Annotated in this window: 22 protein-coding genes; 9 read left to right on the top strand and 13 right to left on the bottom strand. The window is 72.6% G+C overall.

Annotated features, from left to right (window positions below; translation table 11 throughout):
• Window positions 1-136: 136 nt before the first annotated feature.
• The 3 genes from E4U91_RS24000 to E4U91_RS23990 form a co-directional block, all read right to left on the bottom strand.
• On the bottom strand, window positions 137-451 hold the full coding sequence (locus E4U91_RS24000) for a thioredoxin family protein (protein ID WP_137308747.1): 315 nt from the start codon (window positions 449-451) through the stop codon (window positions 137-139).
• Window positions 452-453: 2 nt separating this feature from the next.
• On the bottom strand, window positions 454-840 hold the full coding sequence (locus tag E4U91_RS23995) for a MerR family transcriptional regulator (RefSeq protein ID WP_137308746.1): 387 nt from the start codon (window positions 838-840) through the stop codon (window positions 454-456).
• A gap of 71 nt (window positions 841-911) precedes the next feature.
• Window positions 912-2735, bottom strand: a complete 1824-nt coding sequence (locus tag E4U91_RS23990) for an MFS transporter (RefSeq protein ID WP_137308745.1) — start codon at window positions 2733-2735, stop codon at window positions 912-914.
• A 202-nt stretch (window positions 2736-2937) separates the two neighbouring features.
• On the opposite strand from E4U91_RS23990, the gene E4U91_RS23985 reads away from it, so the two are divergent.
• Window positions 2938-3558, top strand: a complete 621-nt coding sequence (locus tag E4U91_RS23985) for a TetR/AcrR family transcriptional regulator (RefSeq protein WP_174867857.1) — start codon at window positions 2938-2940, stop codon at window positions 3556-3558.
• 142 nt (window positions 3559-3700) lie between these two features.
• On the opposite strand, the gene E4U91_RS23980 is transcribed toward E4U91_RS23985, so the two are convergent.
• Entirely contained in the window at window positions 3701-5122 is a 1422-nt protein-coding gene (locus E4U91_RS23980) for a cation:dicarboxylate symporter family transporter (protein WP_137310979.1), read from the bottom strand.
• A 329-nt stretch (window positions 5123-5451) separates the two neighbouring features.
• Here E4U91_RS23980 and E4U91_RS23970 point away from each other — a divergent pair, with 329 nt between their 5' ends.
• The 3 genes from E4U91_RS23970 (at window position 5452) to E4U91_RS23960 (ending at window position 8670) form a co-directional block, all read left to right on the top strand.
• Window positions 5452-7110, top strand: coding sequence for a sensor histidine kinase (locus E4U91_RS23970; RefSeq protein WP_137308743.1), 1659 nt, complete (start codon window positions 5452-5454; stop codon window positions 7108-7110).
• Window positions 7107-7805: a response regulator gene (locus tag E4U91_RS23965; protein WP_137308742.1), complete on the top strand. Its 699-nt coding sequence runs from the start codon at window positions 7107-7109 to the stop codon at window positions 7803-7805. The genes E4U91_RS23970 and E4U91_RS23965 overlap by 4 nt, the downstream gene beginning before the upstream one ends.
• Window positions 7806-7920: 115 nt before the next feature.
• Window positions 7921-8670 (top strand): helix-turn-helix domain-containing protein, encoded by a 750-nt coding sequence (locus tag E4U91_RS23960; RefSeq protein ID WP_137308741.1) that lies wholly within the window; start codon window positions 7921-7923, stop codon window positions 8668-8670.
• On the opposite strand, the gene E4U91_RS23955 is transcribed toward E4U91_RS23960, so the two are convergent.
• On the bottom strand, window positions 8667-9692 hold the full coding sequence (locus tag E4U91_RS23955) for an ATP-dependent 6-phosphofructokinase (protein ID WP_137308740.1): 1026 nt from the start codon (window positions 9690-9692) through the stop codon (window positions 8667-8669). The genes E4U91_RS23960 and E4U91_RS23955 overlap by 4 nt on opposite strands.
• 190 nt (window positions 9693-9882) lie before the next feature.
• Between E4U91_RS23955 and pta the strand changes: the two genes are divergently transcribed.
• The 3 genes from pta (at window position 9883) to pyk (ending at window position 14685) form a co-directional block, all read left to right on the top strand.
• The gene (gene pta, locus E4U91_RS23950; protein WP_137308739.1) at window positions 9883-11973 is read left to right on the top strand and encodes a phosphate acetyltransferase; all 2091 of its coding nucleotides are present in this window, start codon (window positions 9883-9885) and stop codon (window positions 11971-11973) included.
• Window positions 11970-13181, top strand: coding sequence for an acetate kinase (locus tag E4U91_RS23945; RefSeq protein ID WP_137308738.1), 1212 nt, complete (start codon window positions 11970-11972; stop codon window positions 13179-13181). The genes pta and E4U91_RS23945 overlap by 4 nt, the downstream gene beginning before the upstream one ends.
• A gap of 73 nt (window positions 13182-13254) precedes the next feature.
• Window positions 13255-14685, top strand: coding sequence for a pyruvate kinase (gene pyk / locus E4U91_RS23940; RefSeq protein ID WP_137308737.1), 1431 nt, complete (start codon window positions 13255-13257; stop codon window positions 14683-14685).
• A 107-nt stretch (window positions 14686-14792) separates the two neighbouring features.
• Here pyk and E4U91_RS23935 read toward each other — a convergent pair whose 3' ends face one another.
• The 4 genes from E4U91_RS23935 to E4U91_RS23920 all read right to left on the bottom strand — a co-directional run bounded on the left by E4U91_RS23935 (window position 14793) and on the right by E4U91_RS23920 (window position 19249).
• On the bottom strand, window positions 14793-16241 hold the full coding sequence (locus E4U91_RS23935) for a hypothetical protein (RefSeq protein ID WP_137308736.1): 1449 nt from the start codon (window positions 16239-16241) through the stop codon (window positions 14793-14795).
• A complete protein-coding gene (locus E4U91_RS23930) occupies window positions 16231-16875 on the bottom strand; it encodes a DUF6114 domain-containing protein (RefSeq protein WP_137308735.1) in 645 nt (214 codons plus the stop codon). The genes E4U91_RS23935 and E4U91_RS23930 overlap by 11 nt, the downstream gene beginning before the upstream one ends.
• Window positions 16876-16998: 123 nt before the next feature.
• The gene (locus E4U91_RS23925; RefSeq protein ID WP_137308734.1) at window positions 16999-17631 is read right to left on the bottom strand and encodes a DUF6230 family protein; all 633 of its coding nucleotides are present in this window, start codon (window positions 17629-17631) and stop codon (window positions 16999-17001) included.
• 646 nt (window positions 17632-18277) lie between these two features.
• Window positions 18278-19249 carry a tetratricopeptide repeat protein gene (locus E4U91_RS23920; protein ID WP_137308733.1) on the bottom strand — a complete coding sequence of 324 codons (972 nt, stop codon included), beginning with the start codon at window positions 19247-19249 and terminating at the stop codon, window positions 18278-18280.
• Between the two features lie 252 nt (window positions 19250-19501).
• On the opposite strand from E4U91_RS23920, the gene E4U91_RS23915 reads away from it, so the two are divergent.
• Window positions 19502-20122: a TetR/AcrR family transcriptional regulator gene (locus E4U91_RS23915; protein WP_137308732.1), complete on the top strand. Its 621-nt coding sequence runs from the start codon at window positions 19502-19504 to the stop codon at window positions 20120-20122.
• A gap of 39 nt (window positions 20123-20161) precedes the next feature.
• Here the strand turns inward: E4U91_RS23915 and E4U91_RS23910 are convergent, their stop codons facing one another.
• The 4 genes from E4U91_RS23910 to E4U91_RS23895 form a co-directional block, all read right to left on the bottom strand.
• Window positions 20162-21862, bottom strand: coding sequence for a coenzyme B12-dependent isobutyryl-CoA mutase large subunit (locus E4U91_RS23910; RefSeq protein ID WP_137308731.1), 1701 nt, complete (start codon window positions 21860-21862; stop codon window positions 20162-20164).
• 74 nt (window positions 21863-21936) lie between these two features.
• The gene (locus E4U91_RS23905) at window positions 21937-22275 is read right to left on the bottom strand and encodes a DUF3817 domain-containing protein (protein WP_137308730.1); all 339 of its coding nucleotides are present in this window, start codon (window positions 22273-22275) and stop codon (window positions 21937-21939) included.
• 251 nt (window positions 22276-22526) lie between these two features.
• Window positions 22527-23036, bottom strand: a complete 510-nt coding sequence (locus E4U91_RS23900) for a MarR family winged helix-turn-helix transcriptional regulator (protein ID WP_137308729.1) — start codon at window positions 23034-23036, stop codon at window positions 22527-22529.
• Between the two features lie 203 nt (window positions 23037-23239).
• Window positions 23240-24526, bottom strand: a complete 1287-nt coding sequence (locus E4U91_RS23895; RefSeq protein WP_137308728.1) for an MFS transporter — start codon at window positions 24524-24526, stop codon at window positions 23240-23242.
• Window positions 24527-24619: 93 nt separating this feature from the next.
• On the opposite strand from E4U91_RS23895, the gene E4U91_RS23890 reads away from it, so the two are divergent.
• Window positions 24620-25603 (top strand): ArsR/SmtB family transcription factor, encoded by a 984-nt coding sequence (locus E4U91_RS23890; RefSeq protein ID WP_137308727.1) that lies wholly within the window; start codon window positions 24620-24622, stop codon window positions 25601-25603.
• Window positions 25604-25623 lie beyond the last annotated feature (20 nt).

Raw genomic sequence — 25623 nt, 5'->3', positions numbered from 1 at the left:
TACTGTGGTCACTGAACTTCTCCGCGACCGGCATTATCCGAAGTCGCGAACCATTCAATATACGCAAAGGAATCCCCCGGGCGCAATTGCGCCCGGGGGATTCCTTTCGTCCCGGCCCGGGAAGGACGGGGGTGCCTCAGAGGGCGTCCTCGATCTCCGCCAGCAGCCGCCGCTTGGGCCGGGCGCCCACCATGGCCTTCACCGGCTCCCCGGCCCGGAAGACCATGAAGGTCGGCATGGAGAGCACCTTGTAGTGGTTGGTGGTCGCCGGATTGGCGTCCACGTTCAGCTGGACGACCTTCAGCCGGTCCCCCTCCTCGGCGGCGAGGGCCTTGAGCACCGGCCCCATCTGCCGGCACGGCGGGCACCAGTCGGCGGTGAACTCCACCAGCACCGGCAATTCCGCGTCGATCACCTGCGCCGCGAAATCGGCGTCCGTCACCTCGGTCACGCTCACAGTTCCTGCCCTCCCAGTTCGCACAACGGTGGCTCGCCGTCGGTCGACGCCAGCCGCACGGCGATCGTGGCCCGCACCGCCTGCAACTCCCCGATCAGCGAGTCGAGTTCGGCGAGCTTGCGCCGGTAGACCGCCAGCGAGGCCGGACAGGAGTCGCCCTCCGGGTGTCCGGCCCGCAGGCACTCCACGAACGGCCGCGTCTCCTCCAGGTCGAACCCGAAGTCCTGGAGCGTGCGGATCTGCCGCAGCAGCCGCACGTCGCCCTCGTCGTAGGTCCGGTGTCCCAGGTCGTCGCGCCGCGCGGGCAACAGACCGCGCGACTCGTAGTAGCGCAGCGTCCGCGTCGTGGTGCCGGTCCGTGCGGCCAGTTCGCCGATTCGCATGTCCCCGACGGTACGACTTGACGCCGACGTCAACGCAAGGGCGGACGCGGGGACGGCCGGGACCGGTCGTTTCAGCGGCGGTGGGCGGAGCCGGACCGCTCGCCGGACGCGGCGCCGTCACGCCGGTCCTCGTCCGGGTCCGCGTTCCCGTCCTGGTCCGGATCCTCGTTCCCGTCCTGGTCCGGGTCCTCGTTCCGGCCCCCGTCCCGCGTCGCGCCCGGGTCCGCGTGCCCGGCCCGCGCCGCGTCGGCCGTGTCCTCCCGGCTCGTGTCCTCCTGGCGGGCCTTGCGGGGCAGCAGCAGGGCGACCAGGAGCGTGCCGGCGCCGAGGATCACCGCGCCGACCAGGCTGGTGTGGGCGACCGCGTCGGAGAAGGAGGAGGCGACCGCGTCGGTCATCTGCCGGGCGGCCCCGGCCAGGTGCTCGGCCTGGCCCTTCAGCTGGGCCGCCTGCTGCGGGTCGGTGGCCTGCGCGGCCCGCGCCGCCAGCTGCTGCGCCTTCTGCCCGACGCCCTCGGCGACGGCGTACCCGGCGCCCACGGAGTCCTGGGCGGTGGCGAGGGTGCCGGCGGGCAGGTCGGCGCCCCGGGCCGCGTCCCCGAGGTGGTCGGAGTACGACGTACCGAGCAGGGAGCCGAGGATCGCGATGCCGAGGGAGCCGCCGAGCTCCAGCGAGGTGTCGTTCACGGCGCCGCCGACGCCCAGCTCGGACTCCGGGAAGGAGCCCATGATGGCGTCGGTGCAGGGCGACAGGGCGAGGCCGATGGCCAGGCCCAGCACGATGAGCGGGGCGACGAAGTCGCCGTACGACGCACCCGCGTCGACCCGGGTGAGCAGGGCCAGGGCGACCGTGCCGCCGACCATGCCCGCGGTGACCGTCCACTTCATGCCGACCCGCGGGGTGAGGTAGCCGGTGAGGGCCGAACCGACGAAGACCGCGCCGGCCAGCGGCAGCATGCGCAGGCCGGTGTCGAAGGCGTCGTAGCCGAGGACGAACTGCAGGTGCTGGGTCAGGTAGTAGAAGGCGCCGAAGACGGCGAGGAAGAACAGGGCCACGGCGAGGTTGGAGCCCGCGAAGCGGCGGTCGGCGAAGCGGCGCACGTCCAGCACGGGGTGCGGGTGGCGCAGCTCCCACAGGACGAACGCGGCCAGGCCCACGCCCGCGACGACCGCCGCGGTGACGGCCTTGGCGCCCCAGCCGAAGTGCGGCCCCTCGATGATCATGTAGACGAGCGAGCCGATCCAGACCACCGACAGCAGTCCGCCGACGTAGTCGATGCGGTCGTGGTGGCCGGCCCGGGACGGCGGGACGAGGACGAAGGCGCCGACCAGGGCGACGGCCGCGACCGGCACGTTGATGAGGAAGGTGGAGGACCAGCCGTGGTTCTCCAGGAGCGCCCCGGCGACCAGCGGGCCGGCGGCGATGGCGAGGCCGGCGGTGGCGGTCCACAGGGTGATGGCCTTGGCGCGCTCGGCGCGCGGGAAGGTCGCGGCGAGCAGGGAGAGCGTGGCGGGCATGATGAGCGCCGCGCCGACGCCCATCACCGCGCGCGCCGCGATGACCTGCGTCGAACTGCCGGCCAGCCAGCCGCCGACGGACCCGCCGGCGAACACCAGGAGCCCGAGGACCAGCGCCCCGCGCCGGCTGTACTTGTCACCGATCGCGCCGAGCAGCAGCATCAGCGCCGCGTACGGGACGGTGTAGCCGTCGATGACCCACTGCAGGTCGGCGCTGGACAGGCCCAGGTCGGCGGTCATGTCCGGCGCGGCGACCGTCAGGGCGGTGTTCGCCATGACGATGATCAGCAGGCTCAGGCAGAGGACGAGCAGGGCCCACCAGCGCCGGGCGTAGGGCCCGTCCATCCTCTCGACCGGTTCCTTCGCGACGAGTCGCATGGCAGGGATCGCCTTCCTCGATACGGGTACACGGCGGGGTGCCGCCGATGAGTGCACACCAGTGTGTAATTGCACAACACTGTGCAATATACGCCCGTTGCACAGGACTGTGCAAGTCGAGGGGTGGGAGCGGCAGCCCGCCGGAGGAGGGCGGAGGGCACCGGAAGGGGAGCCTCGGCCACGGACGGGCACAATGGCCGTCATGACCACGGGTAACACCAGCCGCGCCGACCTCAACCGGCGCCGCATCCTCGACGTCGCCCTCGCCGAGCTGCTGCGCGACCCCGACGCGTCCATGGACCAGATCGCGCGCGCCGCCGGTGTCGTGCGGCGCACGGTGTACGGCCACTTCCCGAGCCGGGAGGCGCTGATCAGCACGCTGGTCGACGACGCGGTGGAGGCGCTGGCCGCCGCGCACGCCGCGGGCCGCGAGGGCGTGGCCGACCCGGCCGAGGCGGTGGCCCGCTCCGTGCTGTCGGTGTGGGAGATCGCCGACCGCTACCGCCTGCTGGTCGCGCTGGCCCAGCGCACGGTCACCATGCAGGGCATCCGCGAACGCCTCTCCCCCGTGCGGGCGAACAGCGTGCGCCTGCTCCAGCAGGGCCTCGACGAGGGCGTCTTCGCCTCGGCCCTGCCCGCGCCGGCCCTGGCGTATGTGCACGAACAGATCCTGTTCGCCCTGATGGAGGCGGTGAACGACGGCCTCCTGAGCACGCACGAGGCGGGTCGCTCGGCGGCGGTCACGGTCCTGACGGCGGCGGGCGTCCCCGCGGCGGCGGCTTCGGCCCTGGTGACGGAGGTGAGCGGGGCGCTGCCCCGGTGACCCCGTTCCCGGACGACGGAAGAGCCGGATGCCCGGCCCCGGTTCAGGCGGGGCCGGGCATCCGGAGTCGGGAGGGACCGGGCATCGGGGCCGGGAAGGGGCGGGCGCGCCCGGGATTCCGGGGACCGGGGACCGGGGGGGGTCAGGCTCGGGCGAGTTCCTTCTCGCCGCCTTCCCGCTGCTCGGGGGCGTCCGTGGCGGGTGTCCCGGTGTGCTCGTCGAGCAGGGTCTTCTCGTCGAAGGGGAGGTCACCGGCGAGGACGCGTCCGACGCGCTCCTTGTCGATCTCCTTGGTCCAGGTGCCGACCAGCACGGTCGCGATGGCGTTGCCCGCGAAGTTGGTCAGCGCGCGGGCCTCGCTCATGAAGCGGTCGATGCCGACGATCAGGCCGATGCCGTCCACCAGGGCCGGCTTGTGCGACTGCAGACCGCCGGCCAGGGTCGCCAGGCCCGCGCCGGTGACACCGGCGGCGCCCTTCGAGGCCACCAGCAGGAACAGCAGCAGCGGGATCTGCTCGCCGACCGACATCGGCGTACCCATGGCGTCGGCGATGAACAGGGACGCCATGGTCATGTAGATCATGGTGCCGTCGAGGTTGAAGGAGTAGCCGGTCGGCACGGTGATGCCGACGACGGGCTTGCTGACGCCCAGGTGCTCCATCTTCGCGATCAGGCGCGGCAGCGCCGACTCGGAGGAGGAGGTGGACAGGATCAGCAGGAACTCACGGCCCAGGTACTTGAAGAAGGTGAGCACGTTCAGCCCGGCGACCACCCGCAGCAGCGCGCCGAGGACGACGAACACGAAGAGGAAGCAGGTCAGGTAGAAGCCGAGCATCAGCACGGCGAGGCTCTTGAGCGCGTCCACGCCGGCCGAGCCGACGACCGCGGCCATGGCGCCGAAGGCACCGATCGGGGCCGCCCACATGATCATGGCCAGGACGCGGAAGACCAGCCGCTGGATGTGCTCGACACCGCGCAGGACCGGCCGCCCGGCGCTGCCCATGGCCTGCAGCGCGAAGCCGCAGAGCAGGGCGATCAGCAGGGTCTGCAGCACCTCGCCCTCGGTGAACGCGGACACGATCGTGGTGGGGATGATGCCGAGCAGGAACTCGGTGGTGTCCTTGGCCTCCGGCGAGACCTGCGCCTGGCCGGTCTCCTTCACGGCGTCGGTGACGGCGAGCCCGCTGCCGGGCTCCAGGATGTTGCCGACGACCAGGCCGATGGCGAGCGCGACCAGCGACATGACCAGGAAGTAGGACAGCGCGATGCCGCCGACGGCACCGACCTTGGCGGCCTTGCGGACCGACCCGATGCCCAGCACGATCGTGCAGAAGATGATCGGCGAGATCATCATCTTGATCAGGTTCACGAACCCGGTGCCGATCGGCTTCAGCTCCACGGCGAAGTCGGGAGCGGCGAGGCCGACGACGATGCCGATGGCGACCGCGACGATCACCGCGATGTACAGGTAGTGGGTGCGGTCCCGCCGGGCGGCGGGAGCGGCTGGTGCCGTATCGGGGGTGCTGGCGGCCACGGCTGCCCTCCTTGACGTCTTCGTCGGCATCACCGGCGTGCGGCTCACGTCCGGGCTGTGGGGGATAGCCGTGACTATGTCGGCCCCTGTGAGGGCGGTCACCCTTCCGTTCATTGAGTTCATGCCGGGGGCCGGGTCACGCAGGTCACGCCCTAGGGGGTGTCTTGTCGATCAGGCCGGATCAGGGAGCGGCGTCTGGCGCCGTGCATCGCAAGGCGGAGGAGGGCGGCGATGCGGAGCATCGGCAACCGACGACAACGCGGCGAGGTGCGGTGCCAGACGCCGCGAGCCCGGCGTGATCGGCAAGACACCCCCTAGGCCGTTCGGTGCGCGGCGGAGGTCAGGGCACACTGGCCTCCATGCGCATCCCCGTCCCCCGGCCCCGCAGCCTGGCAGGCCAGCTGTTCGCCGTGCAGGCCGTGCTCATCGCGGTCGTCGTCGCGGGGTACGCGCTGTTCATGTACGTCAGCGACCAGCGGCAGGCGCAGGACGCGGCGGGCCGGCAGGCGACGGCGGTGGCCCGGGCGGTGGCGGACTCCCCCTCGGTCCGCGCGGCGATCCGCACCCCGCACCCCACCGCGGAACTCCAGCCGTACGCGCTGCGCGTCATGCGGGACACGGACGTCGACTTCGTCACGATCATGGACCCGCGCGGCATCCGCTGGACGCACCCGGTCCCGTCGGAGATAGGCCGGCACTTCCTGGGCAACACCGGGCGCGCGCTGCGCGGCGAGACGTTCACCGAGACCTACACCGGCACCCTCGGCGCCTCGGTCCGCGCCGTCACCCCGGTCGAGGACGACGACAAGCGGATCGTCGGCCTGGTCAGCGCCGGCATCAAGGTCGAGGCGATCAGCGAGCGGGTGCGCGGCCAGGTGACGGCGCTGGTCGGCTGGGCGGCGGGCGCGCTGGCCCTGGGCGCGGTGGGGACGTACGTCGTCAACGCCCGGCTGCGGCGCCACACCCACGGCATGAACGCGACCGAGCTGAGCCGCATGCACGACTACCACCAGGCGGCCCTGCACGCGGTGCGCGAGGGACTGCTGATGCTGGACGGGCAGTTCCGGGTGGCGCTGATCAACGACGGCGGGCGGGAGCTGCTGGGCGTGGCGGGCGACGTGGTCGGCAGCTCGGTGGCGGGCCTCGGGCTGCCCGCGCCGCTGACCGGGGCGCTGCTGTCGTCGGAGCCGCGGGTGGACGAGGTGCACCTGACGGCCGACCGGGTGCTGGTGGTCAACACCTCCCCGGTGTCGGGCGGTGAGCGCCGCGGCACCGTCGCGACCCTGCGGGACGTGACCGAGCTGCAGTCCCTCATGGGCGAGCTGGACTCCGAGCGGGGCTTCACCCAGGCCCTGCGCTCCCAGGCCCACGAGGCGGCCAACCGCCTGCACACGGTGGTCTCCCTGATCGAGCTGGGCCGCGCCGAGGAGGCGGTCGACTTCGCCACGGCCGAACTGGAGCTGGCGCAGGCGCTCACCGACCAGGTGGTCGCGGCGGTGAGCGAACCGGTGCTGGCCGCCCTGCTGCTGGGCAAGACGGCCCAGGCCAACGAGCGGGGCGTGGAGCTGGTGGTGTCCGGGGACAGCCGCCTCGACGACGGCGTGCTCCCGGAGAGCCTGTCGGCCCGTGACCTGGTGACGATCCTCGGCAACCTCATCGACAACGCGGTGGACGCGGCCCAGGGCAGCACCCGGGCCCGCATCACGGTGACGGCGTACGCGACGGAGCCGACGGCCGGGGCTCGCGGTGCCGGCGGGGAGCTGGTGCTGAAGGTCGCCGACACCGGGCCCGGGGTGGACGGCGACCACACCGACCTGGTCTTCCAGCGCGGCTTCTCCACCAAGCCGTCCGGTCCGGGGGGCCGGGGCCTGGGGCTCGCCCTGGTGCGGCAGGCCGTGCACCGGCACGCGGGGGACCTGTCGGTGGCCGGGGCCGAAGGGGGCGGTGCCGAGTTCGTGGTGCGGCTGCCGCTGCGGGCGGCCGTCCCCGCCGCGCGGGTGAGGGGAGGCGGCGCGTGACGGGTGAGGAGCCGATCCGGGTCCTGGTCGTCGAGGACGACCCGGTGGCCGCGGACGCGCACGTGCTGTACGTGGGCCGGGTGCCGGGCTTCGTCGCGGTCGGGAAGGCGCACACCGGCGCGGAGGCCCGGCGGATGCTGGACCGCACGGAGGTCGACCTGCTGCTGCTCGACCTGCACCTGCCGGACGGGCACGGCCTGCACCTGGCGCGCTCGCTGCGGGCGGCCGGGTACCACGCGGACGTCATAGCGGTGACCTCCGCGCGCGACCTGACCGTGGTGCGCGAGGGCGTCTCCCTGGGCGTCGTGCAGTACGTGCTCAAGCCCTTCACCTTCGCGACGCTGCGGGACCGGCTGGTGCGCTACGCCGAGTTCCGCGGCGCGGCCGGCGAGGCGAGCGGCCAGGACGAGGTGGACCGGGCGCTGGCGGCCCTGCGCGCCCCCGGTCCGGTGGCGCTGCCCAAGGGGCTGAGCGGGCCGACGCTGGAGCGGGTGACCGCAGCGGTGCGCCGGGCGGCGGAGGGGATGACGGCGGCCGGGGTCGCCGAGGCGGTGGGCATCTCCCGGATCACCGCCCGCCGCTACCTGGAGCACCTGGTGGAGGCGGGCCGCGCCGAACGCAAGCCGCTGTACGGGCAGGTGGGGCGGCCGGAGCTGGTGTACCGCTGGGTGCCGGGGGCCGGGGCCGGACGCTGACGCGCGGGGCGCGCACCCCCCGCCGCTCGCCACGCGCCGCCGTACGTTCCTCCAAGCGGTGATTGTGGCGGAACGGACCGTAGTCACCCCCCGGGGGCGCCCCTACGGTGGCCCCGTGCACCGACCCTCACCCCACCCGCCCCCACCGCCCCCGCCGGGCCCGCCGTTCGACGGCCTCGCCGCCCGGCGCCTGCGCGCGGCACTCGGCATGGGCCCCGACCACGTCGCCCACGGTCTGCGGGTCTCCTACGGCCTCGCCCACGCCACCCCGGACCTGGTGATGGCCTGGGAGCGCGGCGCACTCACCCCGGGCAGCTCCGAACTCACCGCGCTCGCGGGGGTGTTGTGGTGCTCCCCCGGTGAACTGATCGGCCGGCCCCGGACCCTGCGTGAGCACCGCGTCGCCCGCTCCCTGGCCCCGGAGGACGTCGCCCGGGCGGCCGGGCTGTCGCTCGCCGCGTACCTGCGGGCGGAGGAGGGCGGGCCGTGGCGCGGCACCGAGCGGCAGACGGCCGCCCTCGCCGGGGTGCTCGCGCTGTCGCTGCCGGACCTGGTGACCGTCACCGGCCGGGAGGCGCAGCTCGCCGAACTGCTGCGCCGGGCCGTTCAGTCCCGCTGGCAGGCGTACGTGCGTCCGGTGGCGCGGATCGTGCCGCTGGACCGGCGGGTCCTGGAGGACACCCTCCAGGAACTGCACCAGGACTACCAGGGGCACATGGCCGCCACCCTGAGCTGGGGCGGCGGCACCGCCGACTCCAGCGCCGCGGGACGCGCGTACCTCGACGGGATCGTGGGGACCTTCTGGTCGACGGCCGGGGCGAAGGGTGCCCCGGGCCCGCACGGCTCCCGGGAACCCGGTTCCTAGAAGACCGACTCCGCCTCGTCCATGCGGTCCTTGGGGACCGTCTTCAGCTCGGTCACCGCCTCCGCCAGCGGCACCATCACGATGTCGGTGCCGCGCAGCGCGGTCATCCGCCCGAACTCGCCCCGGTGCGCCGCCTCCACCGCGTACCAGCCGAAGCGGGTGGCGAGGACGCGGTCGTAGGCCGTGGGGGTGCCGCCGCGCTGGACGTGGCCGAGGATGACCGGGCGGGCCTCCTTGCCGAGCCGCTTCTCCAGCTCGTACGCCAGCGCCGTGCCGATGCCCTGGAAGCGCTCGTGGCCGAACTGGTCGATCTCGCCCTTGCCGTAGTCCATGGTGCCCTCGGCGGGGTGGGCGCCCTCGGCGACGCAGATGACGGCGAACTTCTTGCCGCGGGAGAAGCGCTCCTCGACCATCGTGACCAGGTCGGCCGGGTTGAAGGGGCGTTCCGGCAGGCAGATGCCGTGGGCGCCGGCGGCCATGCCGGACTCCAGGGCGATCCAGCCGGCGTGGCGGCCCATGACCTCGACGACCATCACGCGCTGGTGGGACTCGGCGGTCGTCTTCAGGCGGTCCATCGCCTCGGTGGCGACGCCGACGGCGGTGTCGAAGCCGAAGGTGCGGTCCGTGGAGGAGATGTCGTTGTCGATCGTCTTCGGGACGCCGACGACCGGCAGGCCCGCGTCGTACAGCATGCGCGCGGCGGTCAGGGTGCCCTCGCCGCCGATCGGGATGAGGGCGTCGATGCCGAAGTCCCGGACGATGTCGGAGGCGTTCTCGCAGGCCTCGCGCAGCCGGTCGCGCTCCAGCCGGGAGGAGCCGAGGATGGTGCCGCCGCGCGCCAGGATGCCGCTGACCGCGTTGAGGTCGAGGCCGCGGTAACGGCCGTCCAGCAGGCCCGCGTAGCCGTCCTCGAAGCCGATCACCTCGTCGCCGTAGTGATCGACCGCTCGGTGCACGACCGACCGGATCACTGCGTTCAGGCCGGGGCAGTCGCCGCCTGCGGTGAGAACTCCGATGCGCATCGTGCTGTGTCTCCTGCTCGCTGTGGGTACCGGTGAGCCGCGACCGATTCTTTCATGCCCGCCGGGCCGGTGCGGCGGGCCGCCGGAGCGGCACTGACGGGCGCCTTAACTGTGCCCGGGGGTACTGTCAAGAGGGTTCTGCTCGCCCCGGTGGGCGATTTTTGTGACGGAGAGGGAACGGAGAGCTCACGTGACGCGCAGCGTGTACGTCACCGGCATCGACCGCGGCGACGGCCGCCAGGTCGTGGAGCTGGGGGTCATGGAACTGCTGACCCGGCAGGTCGACCGGGTGGGCGTGTTCCGTCCGCTCGTCCACGACGGCCCGGACCGGCTGTTCGACCTGCTGCGCGCGCGCTACCGGCTGTCCCAGGACCCGGCGACCGTCTACGGCATGGACTACCGGGAGGCCTCCGTCCTCCAGGCCGAGCAGGGCACCGACGAACTGGTGTCCACGCTGGTCGAGCGGTTCCACCTGGTCGCCCGGGACTACGACGTGGTGCTCGTCCTCGGCACCGACTTCGCCGACACCCAGCTCCCGGACGAGCTGTCCCTGAACGCCCGGCTGGCCAACGAGTTCGGCGCGTCGGTGGTCCCGGTGGTCGGCGGCCGCAAGCAGAGCGCCGAGTCGGTGCTGGCCGAGACCCGCAACGCTTTCCGCGCCTACGACGGCCTGGGCTGCGACGTCCTCGCCATGGTCGCCAACCGGGTGGCCCGCGAGGACCGGGAGGCCCTCGCCGAGCGGCTCGCCGGCCGGCTGCCGGTGCCCTGCTGGGTGCTGCCCGACGAGCCCGCGCTGTCCGCGCCGACCGTCGCCCAGATCGGCCACGCGCTCGGCGCGCGGGTGGTGCTCGGCGACGACTCGGGGCTGGCGCGGGACGCGCTGGACTTCGTGTTCGGCGGGGCGATGCTGCCGAACTTCCTGGCCGCCCTGACCCCCGGCTGCCTGGTCGTCACCCCGGGCGACCGGGCCGACCTGGTGGTGGGCTCGCTGGCCGCGCACAGCGCCGGCACCCCGCCGATCGCCGGGGTGCTGCTCACCCTCGACGAGGTGCCGGGCGACGCCATCCTCGCCCTCGCGGACCGGCTCGCCCCGGGCACGCCGGTGCTGTCGGTGCCCGGCAACAGCTTCCCCACCGCCGAGCAGCTGTTCTCCCTGGAGGGCAAGCTGAACGCGGCCACCCCGCGCAAGGCGGAGACCGCGCTCGGCCTATTCGAGCGGTACGTCGACACCACCGACCTGCTGCGGCGGGTCTCGGCGCCGAGCAGCGACCGGGTCACGCCGATGATGTTCGAGCACAAGCTGCTGGAGCGGGCCCGCGCGGACCGGCGGCGGGTCGTGCTGCCGGAGGGCACCGAGGAGCGGGTGCTGCACGCGGCGGAGGTGCTGCTGCGCCGCGGGGTGTGCGACCTGACGCTGCTGGGCCCGGTCGACCGGATCCGCAAGCAGGCCGCCGACCTCGGCATCGACCTCGGCGACTGCGAGCTGATCGACCCGGCGACCAGCGAGCTGCGCGACCGCTTCGCCGAGCGGTACGCGACGCTGCGCGCCCATCGGGGCGTGACCGTGGAGCTGGCCCACGACGTGGTCGCCGACGTGAACTACTTCGGCACGCTGATGGTCCAGGAGGGCCTGGCCGACGGCATGGTGTCGGGGTCGGTGCACTCCACGGCGGCCACGATCCGGCCCGCGTTCGAGATCATCAAGACCAAGCCGGAGGCGTCGATCGTCTCGTCGGTGTTCTTCATGTGCCTGGCGGACAAGGTCCTCGTCTACGGCGACTGCGCGGTGAATCCCGACCCGGACGCCCGGCAGCTGGCCGACATCGCCATCCAGTCGGCGGCGACGGCCGAGCAGTTCGGCGTGGAGCCGCGGATCGCGATGCTGTCGTACTCGACCGGCACGTCCGGCTCCGGCGCGGACGTCGACAAGGTGCGCGAGGCGACGGAGCTGGTCCGCGAGCGCCGGTCCGACCTCAAGATCGAGGGGCCGATCCAGTACGACGCGGCCGTGGAGCCGACCGTCGCGGCGACCAAGCTGCCGGGCTCGGAGGTCGCCGGGCAGGCGAGCGTGCTGATCTTCCCGGACCTGAACACCGGCAACAACACCTACAAGGCCGTGCAGCGCTCGGCCGGCGCGATCGCGGTCGGCCCGGTGCTGCAGGGTCTGCGCAAGCCGGTCAACGACCTCTCCCGGGGCGCCCTCGTCCAGGACATCGTCAACACCGTCGCCATCACGGCGATCCAGGCCCAGTCCCCGCTCGAGAAGGCAGCCCAGCAGTGACCGGCACCCGCGTCCTCGTCCTCAACTCCGGCTCCTCGTCGCTGAAGTACCAGCTGCTCGACATGCGCGACAGCAGCCGGCTGGCGGCGGGCCTCGTCGAGCGGATCGGCGAGCAGACCTCCCGCCTGAAGCACACCCCGATGGCGGCCGGCGGGGACGCCCGGGAGGCCGACGGGCCGATCGCCGACCACGACGCCGCGCTGAAGGCCGTCGCGCAGGAGCTCGCCCGGGACGGCCTGGGCCTGGACTCCCCCGACCTGGCCGCGATCGGGCATCGGGTGGTGCACGGCGGGATGTTCTTCACCGAGCCCACCGTCATCGACGACGCGGTGATCGCCGAGATCGAGCGGCTGATCCCGGTCGCGCCCCTGCACAACCCGGCCAACCTCACCGGCATCCGCACCGCGCGGGCGCTGCGCCCGGACCTGCCGCAGGTCGCGGTGTTCGACACGGCGTTCCACACCACCATGCCGGAGTCGGCGGCGCGCTACGCGATCGACCCGAGGATCGCCGACCGGCACCGCATCCGCCGCTACGGCTTCCACGGCACCTCGCACGCGTACGTCTCCCGGGCGACCGCCGAGCTGCTGGGCAAGGCGCCCGAGGACGTCAACGTGATCGTGCTCCACCTGGGCAACGGCGCGTCCGCGTCGGCCGTGCGGGGCGGCCGGTGCGTGGACACCTCCATGGGGCTGACGCCCTTGGAGGGACTGGTGATGGGTACGCGCTCCGGCGATTTGGATCCGGCGGTCATCTTCCATTTGGCGCGCGTTGGCGGAATGTCCATGGACGAGATCGACACTCTCCTCAACAAGAGGAGCGGTCTGTTCGGTCTGTGCGGGGACAACGACATGCGCGAGATCCGCCGGCGGATCGACGAGGGCGACGAAGCCGCCGCACTCGCCTTCGACATTTACGTGCACCGGCTGAAGAAGTACATCGGCGCCTATTACGCGGTTCTCGGCACGGTGGACGCCGTGGCGTTCACGGCCGGGGTCGGCGAGAACGCGGCCCCGGTGCGGGAGGCGGCCGTCGCGGGCCTGGAGAGCCTGGGCCTCGCGGTGGACCCGGGGCGCAACGCCGTGCGCGGCGACCGGCCGCGGATCGTCTCGCCCGACTCCGCGCGGGTGGCGGTCGCGGTGGTGCCGACGGACGAGGAACTGGAGATCGCGACACAGACCTATGCACTGGTCGGAAAGAACACCTGAGCACCGGCCCGCCCATTTGTACCTTCCGCCAGACGGAATATTCCGGAGCGAAACAAACCGATAGGATCGCCCCATGCGCCGTTCGAAAATCGTCTGTACTCTCGGCCCCGCGGTCGACTCCCATGAACAGCTCGTCGCGCTGATCGAGGCGGGCATGAACGTGGCCCGCTTCAACTTCAGCCACGGCACCCACGCCGAGCACCAGGGCCGGTACGACCGGGTCCGTGCCGCCGCCAAGGAGACGGGCCGGGCCATCGGTGTGCTCGCCGACCTCCAGGGCCCCAAGATCCGTCTCGAGACCTTCGCCGAGGGCCCCGTCGAGCTGGTGCGCGGTGACGAGTTCACCATCACCACCGAGGACGTGCCGGGCGACAAGACGATCTGCGGCACCACCTACAAGGGGCTGCCCGGTGACGTCGCCCGGGGCGACCAGGTCCTCATCAACGACGGCAACGTCGAGCTGAAGGTCCTGGACGTCGAGGGCCCGCGGGTGCGGACCATCGTCATCGAGGGCGGTGTCGTCTCCGACCACAAGGGCATCAACCTGCCCGGCACGGCCGTCAACGTGCCCGCGCTGAGCGACAAGGACGTCGAGGACCTGCGCTTCGCCCTCCGCATGGGCTGCGACCTGGTCGCCCTGTCCTTCGTCCGGGACGCCAAGGACGTCGCCGACGTGCACCGCGTCATGGACGAGGAGGGCCGCCGCGTCCCCGTCATCGCCAAGGTGGAGAAGCCGCAGGCGGTGGAGAACATGGAGGACGTCGTGATGGCGTTCGACGGCGTGATGGTCGCCCGTGGCGACCTGGCCGTCGAGTACCCGCTCGAGAAGGTCCCCATGGTGCAGAAGCGCCTGATCGAGCTGTGCCGGCGCAACGCCAAGCCGGTGATCGTGGCGACCCAGATGATGGAGTCGATGATCACCAACTCCCGTCCGACCCGCGCCGAGGCCTCCGACGTGGCCAACGCGATCCTGGACGGCGCCGACGCGGTCATGCTGTCCGCCGAGTCGAGCGTGGGCGCGTACCCGATCGAGACCGTCCGGACGATGTCGAAGATCGTCGTCGCGGCCGAGGAGGAGCTGCTGAGCAAGGGCCTGCAGCCGCTCGTGCCGGGCAAGAAGCCGCGCACGCAGGGCGGTTCGGTCGCCCGCGCGGCCTGCGAGATCGCCGACTTCCTCGGCGGCAGGGCCCTGATCGCCTTCACCCAGTCCGGCGACACCGCGCGCCGGCTGTGCCGCTACCGCGCGGCCCAGCCGATCATCGCGTTCACCACGGACGAGGGCACCCGCAACCAGATGACGCTCAGCTGGGGCGTGGAGCCGCACGTGGTGCCGTTCGTCGCCAGCACCGACGAGATGGTCGACCTGGTGGACCAGGAGGTCGTCAAGCTGGGCCGGTTCAGCGAGGGCGACGTCGTGATCATCACCGCCGGCTCGCCCCCCGGCGTGGCCGGCACCACCAACATGGTCCGGGTGCACCACCTGGGCAGCACCGGCCGCGACTGACCCCGCGCGGGCCGCGGGCCCTTCCGTACGGCGCTGAGGGCGCCCCCTGGATCCCAGGGGGCGCCCTCAGGCGTGGTGCGGCTCCCGAACGGGTCCGGGGGGACGGCTCAGCCGGTCGCGTACTGGTGCAGTCCGGGGATGTGCAGGGTGCCGCCGAACTGGCCGGCCTGCGTGACCTTCACGTTGGTGAAGTAGATCAGCGGGATGTTCAGCGGCGGCGGGCTGTCCGGGGTGAACGTGACCGGGATCAGGCCGAACAGGTTGCCCGAGATGCTTTCGGTGTACATCACCGTGTCGCCGTCGCGGATCGTGGACGTGGTGCCCTTGCCGGCCTGCACGTGGTACGTCTTGCCGGACTGCTTGTCCTTCACCAGCTGGTGCAGGTCGCCGATGTCGGTGCCGCCGGAGATGACGTACTTGAGCGCCTTCTTCTTGGTGCCGTTGGCGGTGCGCACCTCGACGATGCCCTGGTAGTCGGCGCCCTTGAGCAGCAGCGAGCTGGCCTCCAGGTACCACGGGTCGTCCGGCACCAGGGCCTTGTTGTCGACGCCGCCCTCGTCCTCGGTGGCGGCGGGGCAGTCCTCGGCGTCGGCGGAGGCGCTGGCCGACGGGTCCGGCGAGGCCGACGGGCTCGGGGAGGACGTGGCGTCCTTCGCGTCCTCCGCGTCCTTCGCGGCGTCGGCGGCGGCGTCCTTCACCTTGTCGGTGACGGCGTCGGTGGTGTCCTTGCCGGCGCCCTCGTCCGTGGACGAACCGGCGGACGAACCCGAGCCGGAGCCCGAGGAGCCGGACGTACCGGAGGAGCCCGAGGAGCCCGAAGTACCGGTGGACCCGGACGAGCCGGTGGACCCCGACGTCGTGTCACCGCTGCCGCCGCTCGCCGGAGAGGTCTCGGACGGCGAAGGGGTCGCGGTGGACGTGGCGTGGGAGCCGCCGGTGAGCAGGTCGCCCAGGGCGTCGCCGATGGTGCCGAGCAGGTTGCCGTCGCCCTGGGTCGCCGAGGGGCTGGGCGTGGAGGCCGCCGCACCGGACGTGCCGGAGGACGAACCGGTCGTGCCCGTCGAGGACTTCTCGGTCGTCTTCGGCGCCTCGGAGGTGGCGGACGGGCGGGGCTCGGCGGTGTCGTCGGAACCTGAATCCGACGAACCCGAAGAACCCGACGCACCCGACGCGGAGCCGGCCGAGGTGCCCGAGCCGTCCTGCGACCCGGCGGAACCGTCCTTGCCGTCCTGGGAGTCCGCGGACGGGCTCTCGCTCGCGGAGGCGGACGGCGACGGCGAGGAGGAGGCGCTCGCGCCCTCGAGGGCGGCCACGCAGTCCTTGTACTCGTCGACGGTGAGGCTCTTGGAGGCCGGCTGGTCGTCGGCGTTGGCGAGCGTGGGCGTGAAGCCCATCCCCATCAGGACGGCGGTCGGCATCGCGGCCAGGGCTATCGCCTTGCCGGCCGGCATGTGGAGCCTGGTGAACAGCGGCTTCTTGGGTGCCGCGTGGCGGGGCCCGGTTCTCTCACGGGACACGTCCACCTCGGTCCCGTGGGTCACCTCGTCAGCCGGCACTGTGCCTCCCGTTCGCCCCGTTGGCCGGGCTCGTTCCTGACAGATCGTGCGCCCCCAGGGCCGGGTGGGCCTGGGTGGGACCCGCGTCGTCGTGCGCGGGCTTGCCGAAGTCGACGGCCGGCGGCTGATGCGGCGCCTCGTACGGCGCCGCCGGGGGAACTCCCGGGCCGGCCGGGGGGATCGCGCCCTCGGGGGCGCCGCCCGCCGTGTGCACGGACCCCGGGCCCTGGGGCGCGGGCGGTGCGCCCGGCGACCAGGAGATGGCCATCGCGCCGCCGACGAGGGCGAGCAGGAAGCCGATCAGGAAGCCACCGAGGTTGGACACGGGGATGGAGACCAGGCCCAGCAGGATCGCCGCGGTGCCCGCGAAGACCCGTACGTGCTTCTGGAACCACAGGCTGATGCCCAGGACGACCAGCAGGACGCCGATGATCAGGGAGCCGGCGCCCGCGGTGGTGGCCATCGCCAGCGTCAGGTGCCCGACCTGGAGGTGGGCGTACGGGAAGTAGGCGATGGGGAGTCCGCCGAGGAGGACGAACAGACCGGCCCAGAACGGCCGCGTGCCCCGCCAGGCGCGGAACTGCAGCCTCCGGCGTTCGAACTGGCCGGATGCGGCAGGAGTCTCGGCGCTCATGGAAAACAGCTCCCTGGTGCGGCGTTGTTGCTGTGGTGGTGGGAGGGGGGTGCGTGGGACTCCCCGGGGAGGGAGAGTGGACGGGCGGGGGCGCCACCGGCTCCCCCGCCCGTCAGGAGGTGCTTAGTAGCACTCCTTGACACCCGTCGACAGCGACATCTTCAGGCCGCTGAGCTTGAAGGTTCCGGCGGTGGTCGCCCACGCCGTCTGCTTCACGTCGGTCAGCGTCGCCGACTCCGCCTGCTGGGCGAAGCCGTACGGGTTGGCCGAGTCGCCGTCCTTGATGCCCGGACCCTTGCTCAGGTCCTTGCCGGCCACACCGATGTCGATGCCCTTGAACGTCGCGTCGGCGCTCAGGTCCTCGACGTCGATGAACAGGTTCTCCGCCTCGACCGGCGTGCCGCCCCCGCCGGCCTTCAGCGTGAGGCTGACCGAGCCGAGCAGCGGGATGTTCGGCGTGACGACCGACTGGCACATGTTGGTGATCGACGCGGACTTGAACGCCGAGACGGCGACGGGGTGAGCCGTCTTCTTGCCGTCGAGCGTGTAGCCCGAGTCGATGGCGCCGTACTGCGAGAAGCCCGTGCCGACGAGCTTGTCGGCCGAGACCTTGAACGACTGCCCCGACACGCTGAACGACGCGGCGAGCGCGCCCTGCGCGAGGGCGATGCCTATGCACGCGGTGGCGGCAACGCTGGGCACCATGACCACAGCGAACCGCTTCCATCTGGTCCCGCCACGCACCTGGGACTCCATATTTCCTCCTTCTCGGACGTACATCTCCTGCCCCGGCTCGCCCCCGGGACGGCGGCTCGGCCGGGCAGGGATGGGAGAAGTGCTACGTCCTCGGGAAGGGGAGCGCCCGAACTCGGAGGCACGTGTACCGCACCCGAATCACCGGCGATCACCCCCGAGCGACATCCACTGGTCGCGCCTGACACGCATCACGCACAACCTTTGAGGACAGGCTTCGCGGTGGGCGAAGACCCCCCTGTCCAAGAGCCGGCTCCACAGTCGTCGGCTCTGCCCGGTGGGGACCCAGGAAGTCCCGTGGCCCGATTGGCGGTCGGGTGCGGGAAGGGACCGAGCGTGGCCGATCGTGGTGCATTCTCGCGCCGGGCACAAGGGGGTTCGTTACTCGCTAGTAACGGCGCGATAACCGTCGGACGACCCAGAGGTCTCGCGCGGCAACTCAGGGTGTCAGGTAGGGCCAGAACAAAACTATTGATCACTGGACAGAACCCGACAGACCAACGCCCCTGACTTACTTCAAGTAACAGCGGCCGCGATTACCAAGTTTTGGCAAAGCGCGGCCGCTGCGGGCCCGTCGGCGGAACTTTCACCCGGATTTCACCCGTCCTGATGTTTCGTCACTGGGCGCGACGGGCGGGCGCCCAGGGGGTCAGAACAGGGCGCGGGCCAGGGCCCGGCGCGCCGCTGCGACCCGCGGGTCGTCGGCCCCGACGACCTCGAACAGCTCCAGCAGCCGCACCCGTACGGCGTCCCGGTCGTCACCCACCGTGCGCGCCACCGTGTCGATGAGGCGCCCGAAGGCGTCCTCCACGTGGCCGCCGACCAGGTCCAGGTCGGCGGCGGTGATCTGCGCCTGCGGGTCGGCCGGCTTCTCGGCGGCGTCCCGGCGGACCCGCTGCGGGTCCAGTCCCTGCACCCGCTGGAGCAACTCGGCCTGCACCAGACCCAGTTTGGCCTCGGTGTTGCCCGGGTCCTCGGCGAGGACGTTCTTGTAGGCCTGGACCGCGCCGCCCAGGTCACCGGCGTCCAGCGCCTGCACGGCGGCCTCGAGGAGCCCGTCGTGCGGGCCGGCCTGGGCCGCGGGCTCGGGCTGTCCGCCCGGCTCGGCCTCGGGGTCGACGGTGAGACCGGTCAGACCGAAGCGCTGCTCGGCGACGGCGACGAGCTGGTCGAGGGTCTCCCGGATCTGTGCCTCGCCGGCGGCCCCCTGGAAGAGCGGCAGCGCCTGTCCCGCGACGACCGCGAAGACGGCCGGGATGCCCTGCACCCCGAACTGCTGCATCAGCATCTGGTTGGCGTCGACGTCGATCTTGGCGAGCAGGAAGCGGCCGTTGTACTCGACGGCCAGCCGCTCCAGGACCGGGCTCAGCTGCTTGCAGGGCTGACACCACTCGGCCCAGAAGTCGATGACGACGGGTACTTCGGCGGACCGCTGGAGGACATCGCGCTCGAAGGTCGCCTCATCGACGTCGATGACGAGGTCGGCCGGGGAGACGGCCCCCGCGCCGCCCTGGCGGGCCGCTTCGGCGCGCGCCTGCTCCGCCTTCGCCTTGGCCTCCTGGGCCGCCTTCACCGCGGCGAGGTCGACGACTCCGCTCATGGACATGTTCCGTGGCTGCATGCGTCTATCCTCCCCCGTCCGCGCGTGTGCGAGGAAATGCCGTCCGGGGCGCCGGGTCCCCACCCTCGCGCCGCACGGTCCTGCCTGGTCCTGCGTGGTCGTGGCCCGTGTACGTCCGGCACGGGCGGTGTGCGAGAGCGCCGCCACGCTTTCGCTACGAGTCGTAGCGTAATGCCATGCCGGGTGCCCGGGACACCACTTCCCGGTGATCTCCCTCACGACGCCGCTCATCCGGCCGGTTATGGTCGGAGGATGCAGAGCCGCAGCCCGTCCGCCGCTCGTCCCGGCCGCCCCCGCAGCGCCACCGCGGACGCCGCGATCCTGGCGGCGACCAGGGAGGCCCTGGTCGAACTGGGCTGGTCCAAGCTCACCCTGGGCGATGTGGCGACGCGCGCGGGAGTGGCCAAAACGACGCTCTACCGGCGCTGGTCGGGCAAGAACGAACTGGTCGTGGACGCGGTGGCCGAGCTCTTCGACGAGCTGTGCCTGCCGGACCGCGGCAGCCTCGCGGCCGACATCGAGGGCGTGGTGCTGCAGTTCGCGGCGATCCTGGCCCGCCCGGAGGCGCGCGGCGGGCTGATGGCGGTGGTGACGGAGGCGACCCGGGACGACGCCCTGCGCGCCCGGATCCGCGCCTCCATCGTCGACCGCCAGAAGGGCTTGGTCCTCCAGGGCCGCTCCCGCGCCCAGCAGCGCGGCGAACTTCCCCCGGAGACCGACCCGGAGGAGTCCGCCCGCACGGTGGACCTCATCTTCGACATGGTCGCGGGAGCGGTGGTCCACCGCACGCTGGTGAGCGGCCGCCCGGTGGACGAGGAGTGGGTGCGCGGCTTCACCCAGATCCTGCTGCGGGGCCTGACGGCGCCGTCCTGACCGCGCAGTTCTGACGGCGCGGTCCCGACCCCCGGGCGGTCAGAAGCCCGCCGGCTCGGTGTACACCCCCCACTCGTCGCGCAGCACCCCGCAGATCTCGCCGAGCGTCGCCTCGGCGCGCACCGCGTCGAGCATCGGGCCGATCATGTTGGACCCGTCGCGCGCGGCGCCGAGCATCGCGTCCAGCGCGGAGCGCACCGCGGCCTCGTCGCGGTCCGCCTTGCGCCCGGCCAGCACCCGCACCTGCTCGCGCTCCACCTCGTGGCTGACGCGCAGGATCTCCAGGTCGCCGGTGACCGACCCGGTGTGCACGTTGACGCCGACGACCTTCTTGTCGCCCTTCTCCAGGGACCGCTGGTAGCGGAACGCGGACTCGGCGATCTCGCCGGTGAACCAGCCGTCCTCGATCCCGCGCAGGATGCCGGAGGTGATCGGGCCGATGGGGTGCTGCCCGTCCGGGTGCGCCCGCAGGCCGCGCTCCTTGATCTGGTCGAAGATCTTCTCCGCGTCGGCCTCGATGCGGTCCGTGAGCTGCTCGACGTACCACGAACCGCCCAGCGGGTCGGCCACGTTGGCGACGCCGGTCTCCTCCATCAGCACCTGCTGGGTGCGCAGCGCGATCTCCGCGGCCTGCTCGGAGGGCAGCGCGAGGGTCTCGTCGAGGGCGTTGGTGTGCAGCGAGTTGGTGCCGCCGAGCACCGCGGACAGGGCTTCCACGGCCGTCCGCACGACGTTGTTGTACGGCTGCTGGGCGGTCAGGGAGACGCCTGCGGTCTGAGTGTGGAAGCGCAGCCACTGCGCCTTCTCCGACTTCGCGCCGTAGACGTCGCGCATCCAGCGGGCCCAGATGCGGCGCGCCGCGCGGAACTTGGCGATCTCCTCGAAGAAGTCCAGGTGCGCGTCGAAGAAGAAGGACAGGCCGGGCGCGAAGACGTCGACGTCCAGGCCGCGGCTGAGCCCGAGTTCCACGTACCCGAAGCCGTCCGCCAGCGTGTACGCCAGCTCCTGCGCGGCCGTCGCGCCGGCCTCGCGGATGTGGTAGCCGGAGACGGACAGCGGCTTGTAGGCGGGGATCCGCGCGCTGGTGTACTCCATGAGGTCGCCGATCAGGCGCAGGTGCGGCTCGGGCTGGAAGAGCCACTCCTTCTGGGCGATGTACTCCTTGAAGATGTCCGTCTGGAGCGTGCCGTTGAGCACGCCCGGGTCGACGCCCTGCCGCTCGGCGGCGACCAGGTACATGCAGAAGACGGGCACCGCCGGCCCGCTGATGGTCATGGAGGTGGTGACGTCCCCGAGCGGGATGTCCTTGAACAGCACCTCCATGTCGGCCGCGGAGTCGATGGCGACGCCGCAGTGGCCGACCTCGCCCAGCGAGCGCGGGTCGTCGGAGTCGCGGCCCATGAGCGTCGGCATGTCGAAGGCGACGGAGAGCCCGCCGCCGCCGTTGCCGAGGATCATCTTGTAGCGCTCGTTGGTCTGCTCGGCGTTGCCGAACCCGGCGAACTGCCGGATGGTCCACGTCCGCCCGCGGTAGCCGGTCGGGTGGAGCCCGCGGGTGAAGGGGTACTCACCGGGCCAGCCGATCCGCTCGAACCCCTCGTACGCGTCCCCCGGCCGGGGGCCGTAGACGGGCTCGACGGGGTCGCCGGAGAGCGTGGTGAAGTCTGCGTCGCGCTTGCGTGCGGCGTCGTACCGGGCCTGCCAGCGTCGGCGGCCCTCCTCGATGGCGTCAGCGTCCATACCCACGAATTTACTAGGACGTCCAAGTAAATGTCGATGGGAGACCGCCGCACGCACGCGTACGGCGGTCCGCGTCAGGCCTTGGCGACCACGGGCGCGTCCTGCGCGACCCGGGCCTGAAGCTCCTGGCTGACCTTGCGCTCCACGAAGAACGCGGCCGTGGGGATGGTCCCGGCGAGCAGGACCCACAGCTGCTTCTTGACCGGCCACTTCGCCTTGGAGCCCAGGTCGAAGGCGACGACGAGGTACACGACGTAGAGCCAGCCGTGCGCGATGCCGACGGCCGTGGTGAAGCCGTCGGCGCCGTCGATGTGGAGCAGGTACTTCGCGATGACGCCCAGCGTCAGCAGGACCAGCAGCACACCGGTGACGTAGGCCATGACGCGGTAGCGGGTCAGCACGCTCTTCTTCATGGGGACGAGCGTAACCGCCCGTTTCGGGCGATCTTCCGCCGGGCCACCCGTGCGCGGGCGGGCCGGCCAGGGTCTGTCGTTTGGATCAGCCCGGCCCGACCCACGGCGCCATGTCGCCGACCCGAGCGGGGTCCGGTGCGTGCAGCTGCAAGGCGGAGGAGGGCGGCGATGCGGAGCATCGGCAACCGACGACAACGCGGCAGATGCGCGTGCCGGACCCCGCGACGCCGGGACGATCCAAACGACAGGCCCTAGTGCTCGTCGAAGTCGTGCGCGGCGACCCGCAGGGGCCGCAGCAGCGCGAAGATCTCCCCGCACTCCTCCGCGTCGTACGCCCCGAGGCCGAAGTCCATCGCCATCAGGTCGCGGGTGGCCGCCTCGACGACCTCGCGGCCCTTCTCGGTGATGACGGCGAGCGTGCCGCGCCCGTCGTTGGGGTTGGGGCGCCTGGCCACCAGGCCGGACCGCACCAGGCGGTCGACCGTGTTGGTGACCGACGTGGGGTGCACCATGAGGCGCTCGCCGATCTTCGACATCGGCAGCTCGCCCTCCTTGGAGAAGGTGAGCAGGACCAGCGCCTCGTACCGCGCGAACGTCAGGCCGTACGGTCTGACCACCGCGTCGACCTCGGCCAGCAGGATCTGGTGGGCCCGCATGATCGAGGTGATCGCGGACATGGCCGGCACGCTTCCCCAGCGCTGCTTCCAGAGCTCGTCGGCGCGGGCGATGGGGTCGAACGGGAGACTGAGGGGCTTCGGCACGGCACCAGACCCTACCCGGCGGTCATATGGTGGTCAGCCCCGTCTCGCCTTTCGGTCGCCCGGTGCCCGTCCGGCGTTCCTTCCGGTCGCCCGGTGCCCGTCCTGCGTTCTTTTCGGACATCCGGCGCCCGTCCTGCGCGCCTTTCGGTCACCCGAGGCCCGTTCCGCGTACCGGTCGGTGACCCGGTGCCCGCCCCCGCTCCTCACGCCCGTCCGGCCTCCGTCCGGCGCGCCTCCAGCGCCAGCGCCGCGCAGCACACGGTGCCCAGTACCCCCGCGCCGGCGACCGTCGCCCGCACGCCCACCAGTTCGGCCGCGACCCCCGCGAGGGCCATCCCGACGCCCTGGAACGTCATCAGGCCGGCCGTGAGCAGCGTCATCGCCCGGCCCCTGACCTCGTCCGGCACCGCCCGCACCAGCCACTGGTCCAGGCCCAGCGTGTACGCCGAGCCCGCTCCCGCGACCGCGAGCAGCAGCAGCGACCCGGTGAGGCCGGGGCGCAGGGCGTAGCCCAGGTACGGCAGCAGGGTCACGCAGACCAGCGGCAGCGCGATCCGCTCCCGGGCCGCGGGACGCAGCCGGGCACCGGCGAGGAGTTCACCGGCGATCGTGCCGACCGGCAGCGCGCACATCAGCAGGCCGAGGCCGGCCGAGCCGGCGCCGAGGTCGTCGGCGTAGGGGGCGACCAGCGCCTCCGGGACCACGGAGAACACCGGCGGGACCCAGAACAGCAGGAGCAGCACCCGTACCCGCCGGTGCCCCAGGACCTGTCGCGCGCCCCGCAGCGAGTCCTTCACCAGGCTGCTGCCGTCGTGGGCGCGGGCGGGCCGGCGGGCGGTGCCCAGGCGCAGCAGCACGGCCGAGGCGAGGAAGGTCGCGACCGTGATCAGCAGCGCCCGGCGCGGGGCCACCACGGTGAGCAGGAGGCCGCCGAGGCCGTAGCCGACGAGGAGGGCGCTCTGCGCGGTGATCCGCAGCAGGGAGCGGCCGAGGACGAACAGGTCGCCGTCGCCGAGGATGTCCGCGAGGGTCGCCATCCGCGTCCCGGAGAACACCGGCGAGACCATGGCCAGGCAGCAGCGCAGCGCGAGCAGGACGCCGATGGACGCGCCGGGCGCCGTCATCGGGGCGACGCAGGCCGCGCACACCAGGTCGCAGACGACCAGCACCCGCCGGGCCGGGAAGCGGTCGGCGACCCCGGCGAGCAGGGTGCCGCCGACCAGGTACGGCAGGAAGCCGAGCGCGAAGGTGAGCGCGCTGAGCAGCGGGGAGCCGGTGAGGTCGTAGACGAGGACGGACAGCGCGACCTCGGCGACGATCACGCCCAGCATGGACAGCAGGTGCGCCGCGAACACGGTCCGGAACTCCCGGACGGCGAAGACCCGGCCGTAGCCGGTGGCGGGCCGGCCCGGGGGCGGGCTCGGGGGTGCGGGGGCGGGCGTGACGGTCTCCCCACGGACGTCCGCCCGCGGGTACGGCTTCTCGGACATGGGCAGCAGCGTGCGGCGCGCGCCGGGCCGCCCGTAGTCTTTCGGCCCTGGCCGAATGTTCGGCCCGTCGATCGTCGCGTCCGGGGGTGTCCGATGCCGTCCTACCTGCACTTCGGCGAGGAGGACTTCCTGCGCTGCCGGTTCGCCCTGTCCCCGCTGTGGGAGACGCAGGAGGCCGCGCGCACCCTCAAGCGGCGCGAGCGGCACGGCTACCACCTGCCCTGGCTGCGCCGCCACCGCGCGGCCGTCGAGGAACTGGACCTGTCCGGGCTGTGGCTGCTGATGCCCCGCCGCGGCCACTCGCCGGACTGGCTGGGTCCGCCGCCGATCGGGCCGACGGCCTCCTTCGAGGAGGAGATCGCCGCGGTGCGGGCCGCCGACCCGCGCGCGGCCCGGGAGGACACCGCCCGCTCGCTCGCCGACACCCCCGGCGCGCTGGACTCGCCGCAGGGCCGCGCCTGGCTCGCCGACCCGCGGGGCATGGTCCGGGAGCTGGCCGACCTGCTGGAGCGGATCTGGCACACGCTGGTCGCGCCGGACTGGCCCCGGCTGCGGGCGCTGCTGGAGGCGGACATCGCCTTCCACTCGCGGCGGCTGGCCGAGGTCGGGCTCGGGGGCGTGCTGCCGGAGATCAACCGGCGCTGCGGCTGGGACGCGGGGACACTCACCGTCGCGTCCGGCGGCCGGCACGAGCGCCACCTGGGCGGTCAGGGGCTGGTGCTGATGCCGAGCGTCTTCGTCTGGCCGGACGTGGTGAGCGGCTTCGAACCGCCCTGGCAGCCGACGCTCGTCTACCCGGCGCGCGGCGTCGGCGGGCTGTGGACCGAGGCGGCGGACCGGGGCGCGGAGGCACTCGTCCGGCTCCTGGGGCGCGGCCGGGCAGCCGTCCTCGCCGCCCTGGACGACCCGGCGACCACCACCGCCCTGGCCCACCGCCTGGGCCTCGCGCCGTCCTCGGTGTCCGCCCACCTGACCGTGCTGCGCGACGCGGGCCTGCTGGTGGCTCGGCGGTACGGGCACCAGGTGCTGTACGAGCGGACGCCGCTCGGGATGGCGCTGGCGTCGGGCGGCGACTGAGCGGGCCGGACGGCCGGCGG

Origin of the sequence: Streptomyces lasalocidi (assembly GCF_005280215.1) — a bacterium.
Classification (GTDB): domain Bacteria; phylum Actinomycetota; class Actinomycetes; order Streptomycetales; family Streptomycetaceae; genus Streptomyces; species Streptomyces longwoodensis.
This window is presented reverse-complemented; position numbering and strand designations above follow the sequence as displayed.